The organism is Mycobacterium sp. 1274761.0 (genome assembly GCF_001668615.1).
Taxonomy (GTDB): Bacteria; Actinomycetota; Actinomycetes; order Mycobacteriales; family Mycobacteriaceae; genus Mycobacterium.
In genome coordinates this window covers 1-6,690 of record NZ_LZMC01000083.1, presented here as the reverse complement: position 1 = coordinate 6,690, position 6,690 = coordinate 1, and the positions used below count along the sequence as shown (strand labels likewise).

The window sequence follows — 6,690 nt, the reverse complement described above, 5'->3', positions numbered from 1 at the left end:
CACCGCACGGTGCGCAACAGGATGTGCTCGGCGTCCCAGTCCATCGGCGTGCGGCGGTGCGTCCGCGACCGCGATTCGATGTCGTGCCACGGCCCCATCACCAGCGCATCGCGGACGATGATCCATCCCGTATGCGTCTGCCAGGTGGTCTCGAGAATGAGGCTGCCCGGCAGATACCGGCGGGCAGCGGGCACGGACACGCCGTAGGGACCGAGCCGGAAATGGCCGGCGCCCCGGTCGAGGATCGCGCCGAACACGCTCGGCGAATCCGGCCGCGGCACACACAACCACTCGACCGAACCGGCCGACGAGATCAGGCAGGTGTTCTCACAGTCGGACAGGAACGCGTAGTCGGCGATCGGCGGGAACGGGTTCCGCAACGATCCGGTGGGCGCGAAGGGCACCGGGGCCGTCACGCTCAACGGCGGCGGCCCGGGGGCCTCGCTGACCGCGTCAGCCTTGTCACTGTGGTGCAGAACCATGCGGACATCATCGGCTCCCGACCTGCCCGGCGTCCACTCGTCGAGGCGCGTGTCCAGGATTGCTGGATCAGCGCCTGGCGGGGCGGAGGTGGACGCGCCGTAGGCTGGCCTGGTGGGCGGCTTCCTGAACTGGTGGGACGGTGTTGAGCTGTGGCTTTCCGGGCTCGGGTTCGTCGCGCAGACCGCGGTGGTGATGCCGGTGGTGTTGGGGCTGGCCTACGGGATCGCGCTGCTGCTCGACGGGGCACTGGGCAATGGACTGCGGGGGCTCCGGCTGCTGCACCGGGCCCGGCGCCGGGACGAGGATCCGCAATGAAACCGATGCCGCGCTCTCGGGTGACGTTGGTGCTGGTGATCCTCGTCGTATTGGTGATCGTGACATGGTTCGTCACCCGTTGACGGCGCCGAAAGCCCCGCACTGAGCAATTAGGCGAACTCTGTTATTCTTCGCGCCATGCAGACAGCGTCCGGCAACAAAAGCGGCCACATCCTGGCCCTTATTGCCGTGGGATTCAGTGCTGTCGCTGATGTTTGTTGTTGTCGCTGAAGTCACCTCCGTCCGCGGTCTGGTGTCGGTAGCGGCTGTTCGTGTGCCCGGGTACTGATCCTTCGCCTTGCCGCAGTGACGGCTTCCGTCCCCCTGCAAGATTCACAAGAATCCGTCCACGAAAGGTCACCGATGAACATCCGCAAAGCCTGGCTTCACGCCGCCGCACTCGCCGCCACCGCGACAGTGCTCGCGGCGTGCGGCGGGGGAGCCAGTGACGTCGCCGGCGGAGGCAATCAGCCCGCCGCCGACACCACCTTGACCCTCGTCGCCTACGCGGTGCCAGAACCGGGGTGGAGCAAGATCATCCCCGCTTTCGCGGCCACCCCTGAAGGCAAGGGTGTTGCGGTGACGACGTCCTACGGGGCGTCCGGCGATCAGTCGCGCGCAGTGCAGGACGGCAAGCCCGCCGACATCGTCAACTTCTCGGTCGAGCCCGATGTCGCCCGACTGGTCAAGGCCAACAAGGTGACCAAGGACTGGAATGCCGACGCCACCAAGGGCATCCCGTTCGGCTCGGTGGTTTCGCTCGTGGTGCGTAAGGGCAACCCGAAGAACATCAAGGACTGGGACGACCTGCTGCAGCCCGGCGTCGAGGTGGTCACCCCGAGCCCGCTGAGTTCCGGCTCGGCCAAGTGGAACCTGTTGGCGCCGTACGCCGCCAAGAGCAACGGCGGCAAGGACGAGCAGGCCGGCATCGACTTCATCAGCAAGCTCGTCTCCGAGCACGTCAAGACCCGTCCCGGTTCCGGCCGTGAGGCCACCGACGTGTTCCTCCAGGGCACCGGCGATGTGTTGATCAGCTATGAGAATGAGGCCATCAACGTCGAACGCCAGGGCAAGCCCGTCGAGCACATCAATCCGCCGCAGACCTTCAAGATCGAGAATCCGGTCGCGGTCGTCACCTCCAGCGCCCACCTCGACAAGGCGAACGCGCTGAAGAACTTCCTCTACACCCCCGAGGGTCAGAAGATTTGGGCGCAGGCGGGCTTCCGCCCGGTTGATCCGGCGGTCGCGGCCGACTTCGCGAAGGACTTCCCGGCACCGCAGAAGCTGTGGACCGTCGCCGAACTCGGCGGCTGGAGCGATGTCGACCCGGCGTTGTTCGACAAGGAGAACGGCACCATCACCAAGATCTACAAGCAGGCCACTGGATGACGATTGAGGCCAACCCCGAGGCGACCCGGCCCGAACTCGCCGAAGGTGAGGGCGGCCGGACGCCCGGCGCGTTCGGCAGGCGGTACGGCACCACCTCGCTGCGGGTCGGCGCGGCGTCGATATGGCTGAGCGTCATCGTGCTGCTGCCGCTGGCCGCCATTCTCTGGCAGGCCGCCGGCGGCGGCTGGGCCGCCTTCTGGTCAGCCGTCACGTCGAACGCCGCCATCGAGTCCTTCCGGGTGACGCTGACCGTGTCGGTCGCCGTCAGCCTGGTGGACCTGATTTTCGGACTGCTGGTGGCGTGGGTGCTCACCCGCGACGAGTTCCCCGGCAAGCGGCTCGTCGACTCGGTGATCGACCTGCCGTTCGCGCTGCCGACGATCGTGGCGAGCCTGGTCATGCTGGCGCTCTACGGTCCGAACAGCCCCGTGGGCCTACACCTGCAGCACACCAAGTGGGGCATCGGCGTGGCCCTGTTGTTCGTCACGCTCCCGTTCGTGGTGCGCTCGGTGCAGCCGGTGCTGCTCGAGCTCGACCGCGAGACAGAAGAGGCCGCCGCCTCGTTGGGCGCCAACAACGCGACGATCTTCACCAAGGTGATCCTTCCCGCGCTGTTGCCGTCGCTGCTCTCGGGTGCGGGCCTGGCGTTCTCGCGCGCCATCGGCGAATTTGGCTCTGTCGTGCTGATCGGCGGGGCGGTGCCGGGGGAGACCGAAGTGTCCTCGCAGTGGATCCGGACTCTCATCGAGAACGACGACCGCACCGGCGCGGCCGCGATTTCCATTGTGCTGCTGGTTATCTCGTTTGTGGTCCTGTTCATCCTGCGTGCCATCGGGTCACGTGCCGCCAAGCGTCAGGAGTTGGCGCAATGACGTTGTCACCGGCAGTGCGCCACCTGCTGCGCTTTCTCGCGATCGCCTACATAGCGATTCTGGTGATCGTGCCGGTGGCGCTCATCCTGTGGCGCACCTTCCAGCCCGGCATCGGCGCCTTCTTCGCGTCGATCACCACGCCGGCGGCCCTGTCGGCGCTGCAGCTGTCCCTGCTGGTCGTGGCGATCGTCGTGCCGCTGAACGTGCTCTTCGGTGTACCGACCGCTTTGGTGCTGGCGCGCAACAGGTTCCGAGGCAAGAGCGCACTGCAAGCGGTGATCGACCTGCCGTTCGCCGTGTCCCCGGTGGTCGTCGGTGTCGCGCTGATCCTGTTGTGGGGTTCGGCGGGGCTGTTCGGCTTCGTCGAAAACAACCTCGGGCTGAAGATCATCTTTGGATTCCCCGGCATCGTGCTGGCGAGCATCTTCGTGACGGTGCCGTTCGTGATCCGGGAAGTCGAACCGGTGCTGCACGAGATCGGCACCGACCAGGAGGAGGCCGCCGCGACGCTGGGATCGCAGTGGTGGCAGACCTTCTGGCGGGTGACGCTGCCGTCGATCCGGTGGGGTCTGACCTACGGCATCGTGCTGACGGTCGCCCGCACACTCGGTGAATTCGGCGCCGTCATCATGGTTTCGTCGAACCTGCCGGGAACTTCGCAGACGCTCACACTTTTGGTGGCCGACCGCTACACCCGGGGCGCGGAGTACGGGGCATACGCGGTATCCACGCTTCTGATGACCGTTGCGGTGATCGTCCTGGTCGTTCAGGTGGTCCTCGACGCCCGACGCACACGGCAGAGCAAAGCTTAAGGAGGCGGGCAATGACAGACGCAATCATCGTGCGCGGCGCCAACAAGCGCTACGGCGACTTCGCGGCGCTGGACAACGTGGACTTCGTGGTGCCAGACGGTTCGCTGACCGCCCTACTGGGGCCCAGCGGCTCGGGCAAGTCGACACTGCTGCGCGCGATCGCCGGCCTCGATCAACCCGACACGGGCAGCATCACGATCAAGGGCAAGGACGTGACGAACGTGCCACCGCAGCGGCGCGGCATCGGTTTCGTCTTCCAGCACTACGCGGCCTTCAAACACTTGACGGTCCGCGACAATGTCGCCTTTGGCCTGAAGATCCGCAAGCGCCCGAAGGCGGAGATCAAGGAGAAAGTCGACAACCTGCTGGAAGTGGTGGGACTGAGCGGATTCCAGACCCGCTATCCCAATCAGCTGTCGGGTGGTCAGCGGCAACGGATGGCATTGGCGCGCGCGCTAGCGGTCGATCCGCAGGTGTTGCTGCTCGACGAACCGTTCGGTGCCCTCGACGCGAAGGTACGCGACGATCTGCGGGCCTGGCTGCGTCGGTTGCACGACGAGGTGCACGTCACCACGGTGCTCGTCACCCACGACCAAGCCGAAGCGCTCGACGTCGCCGACCGGATCGCGGTGCTCAACAAGGGGCGCGTCGAACAGGTCGGCTCGCCGACCGAGGTGTACGACAAGCCGGCCAACGCGTTCGTGATGTCGTTTCTCGGCGCGGTGTCCTCGCTTAACGGGATCCTGGTGCGCCCGCACGATATTCGCGTGGGCCGCAACCCCGACATGGCGATCGCGGCCGGCGATGAGTCGGCGCAGATCGCCGGGGTGCTCAAGGCGACGATCGATCGGATCGTCACGCTGGGGTTCGAGGTTCGGGTCGAGCTGACCGCGGCGTCGAACAACGTGCCATTCACCGCCCAGATCACCCGCGGTGACGCCGAGGCGCTCGGGCTCAAAGAGGGCGACACCGTCTACGTCAGAGCCACCCGCGTGCCGTCACTGCCCGAGGGCACCGATCTACCCAGGGCCGACGAGGCCGACGAGGCCGAAGCGCTGTCGAAGGCCTGACGTTCTCCCGCGAAATCAGAAGTAACCGTTGGCTGGCGGCCAGGTGCCGTTGACGGCGTAATTGCCTGCGGTAGGCCTTGTAGGCCAGGCGCTACGCCGCGGTGCGCGCAGCGACGACGGCGTCGAACCGGTCGAGCACCGTCTCGGCTACCTGGCGGTGCGCGCCCAGCGGGGAAGACATCGGAATCCCTTGCGAGCGGGCGAAGTCCGCGACGCGGTCGATGATCGTGCCGTGGGCGAGGAACCACGGCGCGACGACCAGGCGCTCGGCTCCACGCTGCCGCAGAAGGCGTGCCGCCTGCGAGAGGTTGGGCTGCGGTCCGGTCGCGAACGCCGTCGTGGCAGACCAGCGGGTCGTCAGGGTCAACTCCCGCGCGACGGTCTCGGTGCGGGCGTTGGCGGCGGGGTTCGACGACCCTACGGCGGTCACCAGCACCCCGACCCGCGAATCCAGCCGCGACACGCCGGCCTGCTCGAGCCGTTGGCGCAGCACGTGGATCAAGCGGTCGTCCTCGCCGAGCACGCCGGCCCGGTGAGCGTCGGCGCCGGATTCGGCGATCATCACCGGGATGTCGACGCGTGCGTGATAGGCGTCGGCAAGGAGCAACGGGACCACCACCGCACGCGTCGGCACGGTAGGAAGCACCTCGCGAAGATTGGGAAAGTTCTGCTCGCAGAACGCAACCCGCACATCGAGCGACGGCCGCAGCTCGCGCACACACGCACCGATGGCCCGCGCGTTTGCCGCCGACCGCGGGTCGGCGCTGCCATGCGCGGTCAGGACAAGCGAATTCACGAAGCGTGCAACCCGCATTCGACCTTCGACGTGCCGGCCCAGCGGCCGCTGCGCGGATCGGCACCCTCGACGGGCTTGGAGGTGCACGGCGCGCAACCGATCGACGGATAGCCTTCGAAGACAAGGGGATTGACCAAAACGTCGTTGGCCTCGATGTAGGCCTGCATGTCGTCATCCGTCCACGTCGCGAGCGGATTGATCTTGACCAGGTTGAACGCGCGGTCCCAGCTGATCAGCGGTGCGTTCGCGCGTGTCGGAGCCTCGACCCGGCGAATGCCGGTGACCCACGCCGAGTAACCCTTCAGCGCCTTGCCCAGCGGCTCGACCTTGCGCATCCGGCAGCATTCGTTGGGTTCGCGGGCGAACAGATCCTTGCCGAACAGTTGGTCCTGCTTGGCGACGCTGTTCTCGGCCGTCACGTTGACGATGTTGACGTCGTAGACGGCCTCGACGGCGTCGCGGGTGCCGATGGTCTCCACGAAGTGGTAACCCGTGTCGAGAAACAGGATGTCGACGCCCGGCCGCACCTTGGCTGCCAGATCGACGAGCACCGCGTCCTGCATGTTGGACGCCACAACGTAACTGGTGCCGAAATTCTCGTCCGTCCAGCGCAGCAGCTCCTCGGCGCTGGCGCCCTCGAGTTCGGCTGCCCCACGCTCGGCCAGTGCTTGCAGGTCAATATCGGTCATCGAATGGGTCACCTCAGGTCTGCCTCGTCTGCTCGTACCGCCCACGTTGCGAAACGCTCCCCGTGCTCCCGTTGTTTCACGAAATTGCGAACAACCCGCTCGATGTAGTCGCCGAGTTCGGATGACAGCACCTTGTGTTGACGCAGCTTGCGGCCGAAACCGCTGTCCAGGCCGAGGCTGCCGCCCAAATGCACTTGGAAACCCTCGACCGGTCCGTCGCCGTCGTCGACCATCTGGCCCTTGAACCCGATGTCGGCGACCTGG

General features: G+C 66.4%; 9 protein-coding genes and 1 pseudogene. 6 read left to right on the top strand and 4 right to left on the bottom strand.

The window, feature by feature from the left end:
* Nucleotides 1-482, bottom strand: a 482-nt coding sequence (locus tag A5651_RS17490) for a trehalase-like domain-containing protein (RefSeq protein WP_231988729.1), incomplete at its 3' end; no start/stop codon positions are given.
* Nucleotides 483-594: 112 nt separating this feature from the next.
* On the opposite strand from A5651_RS17490, the gene A5651_RS17485 reads away from it, so the two are divergent.
* The 6 genes from A5651_RS17485 to A5651_RS17465 all read left to right on the top strand — a co-directional run bounded on the left by A5651_RS17485 (nt 595) and on the right by A5651_RS17465 (nt 4,941).
* A complete protein-coding gene (locus tag A5651_RS17485) occupies nt 595-798 on the top strand; it encodes a hypothetical protein (RefSeq protein WP_066983521.1) in 204 nt (67 codons plus the stop codon).
* Between the two features lie 138 nt (nt 799-936).
* Entirely contained in the window at nt 937-1,029 is a 93-nt protein-coding gene (locus A5651_RS26450) for an Ms4533A family Cys-rich leader peptide (protein ID WP_353378917.1), read from the top strand.
* 132 nt (nt 1,030-1,161) lie between these two features.
* Nucleotides 1,162-2,187, top strand: coding sequence for a sulfate ABC transporter substrate-binding protein (locus tag A5651_RS17480; protein WP_066983518.1), 1,026 nt, complete (start codon nt 1,162-1,164; stop codon nt 2,185-2,187).
* A complete protein-coding gene (gene cysT, locus A5651_RS17475) occupies nt 2,184-3,059 on the top strand; it encodes a sulfate ABC transporter permease subunit CysT (protein WP_066983515.1) in 876 nt (291 codons plus the stop codon). Before A5651_RS17480 ends, cysT begins: the two co-directional genes overlap by 4 nt.
* Complete coding sequence (gene cysW, locus A5651_RS17470) at nt 3,056-3,871, top strand: sulfate ABC transporter permease subunit CysW (protein ID WP_066983512.1); 816 nt, start codon at nt 3,056-3,058, stop codon at nt 3,869-3,871. The genes cysT and cysW overlap by 4 nt, the downstream gene beginning before the upstream one ends.
* Before the next feature lie 11 nt (nt 3,872-3,882).
* Nucleotides 3,883-4,941 carry a sulfate/molybdate ABC transporter ATP-binding protein gene (locus tag A5651_RS17465; protein ID WP_066983509.1) on the top strand — a complete coding sequence of 353 codons (1,059 nt, stop codon included), beginning with the start codon at nt 3,883-3,885 and terminating at the stop codon, nt 4,939-4,941.
* 91 nt (nt 4,942-5,032) lie between these two features.
* Here A5651_RS17465 and A5651_RS17460 read toward each other — a convergent pair whose 3' ends face one another.
* The 3 genes and pseudogenes from A5651_RS17460 to A5651_RS17450 all read right to left on the bottom strand — a co-directional run.
* Nucleotides 5,033-5,755 (bottom strand): sirohydrochlorin chelatase, encoded by a 723-nt coding sequence (locus tag A5651_RS17460; RefSeq protein WP_066983506.1) that lies wholly within the window; start codon nt 5,753-5,755, stop codon nt 5,033-5,035.
* Nucleotides 5,734-6,426, bottom strand: coding sequence for a phosphoadenylyl-sulfate reductase (locus A5651_RS17455; RefSeq protein WP_066983524.1), 693 nt, complete (start codon nt 6,424-6,426; stop codon nt 5,734-5,736). The genes A5651_RS17460 and A5651_RS17455 overlap by 22 nt, the downstream gene beginning before the upstream one ends.
* 8 nt (nt 6,427-6,434) lie before the next feature.
* A pseudogene (locus A5651_RS17450) lies at nt 6,435-6,690 on the bottom strand (nitrite/sulfite reductase); the annotation flags it as partial.